This is a genomic window from Rhizobium sp. FKL33 (genome assembly GCF_005222915.1).
Lineage (GTDB): Bacteria > Pseudomonadota > Alphaproteobacteria > Rhizobiales > Rhizobiaceae > Rhizobium_E.
The window spans coordinates 1-1,285 of record NZ_STFX01000032.1; the positions used below are offsets into that span (position 1 = coordinate 1).

Below are 1,285 nucleotides of genomic sequence, written 5' to 3' on the forward strand. Positions count from 1 at the left end.
CCACTGCTGTCCGGTTCAGCTCAGCGGCAGTGGCAAAGCCAACTGTCGCGGGTCTCGGGGCGGCGGTTCCGGGGGTGATTTGAGGGCGGCGAGATTGCGTCTTTCCATGATGTTGAGGCGCACGAGACGCGCGAAGGCGAGCGGTTGACGGATCGCGTGCTGCCGGGATTGGCCCAGACGCAACAGGATATGGGCGATCAGCGCCACGAAGATCTGGATGCGCACGGCGTTCTCGGACCGACCGAGAAAGTGGCGGATCTTGAGGTTCTGCTTGATCCATTTGAAGAAGAGTTCGATCTGCCAACGCTGCTTGTAGAGGTCCGCGATCTCCTCGGCCGGCGCGTCGAGATCGTTGGTCACGAGCCGCAGGATCTTGCCGGTGGACAGCTGGATGGTGACGACGCGCACCGGGTCCTGGTAGGGATTGCGGCGGCAGCTGGCCAGGCGCTCGGGCAGACGCCCGATGGCGTCGGCGATGATGGCCTCACGATTGCGACGAGGCTTGCGAGAGCGTGTTCCCCGGCTGACCGCGACAGGCGTGTTGGTCTTCAGCCGGGTGACGAAGCGGGCGCCGCACTGATCGATCTTCGCCCACCAGCCGAAGTCATAGTAAGCGAGATCAAAGACATAGGTGACGCCGGGAAGGATCGTCGCATCGCGTGCCGGCAGAATGTCGTTGGTCTTCTGGCCGGTGATCGCGGCGTCCACGGGCGCATCGGCGAGCGGATCATAGGTGACATGCACCTTGATCGCCTGCTTGCCGCCGATCATGTCGGCCCAACCGCCGCAGAGCGAAGAGACCTTGATGCGGGTGGCGTCGATGAGGCGGACGCCGTCGCGCATATGACGGCGGGTGCGTCGGGAGGCGGTCTCGGCCATGTGGGAGAACAAGGCGGCGAAAAGAGCCGCAGGCCGTTTGGCGTTGGCGTCGGCGAGCGTGGCGCGGGCAATCGCGCGTCCGCCGACATGGTAAAGCCGCGTCTTCTGGCTGGCCAGCCCCGCCTCGATCTCCCTCAGGCTGACCGCGCCCGCCAACTGGGCGAACAGCAGCGCCAGGAACTGGCTCTTGGTCGTCAGTCTGCGGACGCGCCGGTCGGCTTTGTGTTCATCCACAAGCCGATCGAACAATGCCCAGGGAATATGCTGTTGAAGCTGGTGAAAAACGCTATTCTCATGCCGCATGACATTGAGCTCCACTTGGTGTCCAGAACGCCGCGAAACGTCTGAAACCGAGTAGAATCAATGTCATGCGCCTTGTCCAGAAATTTAAACCGGACAGCAGTGG

General features: G+C 63.0%; 1 protein-coding gene. It reads right to left on the reverse strand.

Annotated features, from left to right (window positions below):
- Positions 1-15 precede the first annotated feature (15 nt).
- The gene (locus E8Q41_RS20070; protein WP_137157349.1) at positions 16-1,182 is read right to left on the reverse strand and encodes an IS4 family transposase; all 1,167 of its coding nucleotides are present in this window, start codon (positions 1,180-1,182) and stop codon (positions 16-18) included.
- Between the last annotated feature and the right edge of the window lie 103 nt (positions 1,183-1,285).

Bases quoted from the DNA above. Each gene is read 5' to 3' on its own strand.
- E8Q41_RS20070 (WP_137157349.1), bottom strand. From the start codon at position 1,182: ATGCGGCATGAGAATAGCGTTTTTCACCAGCTTCAACAGCATATTCCC.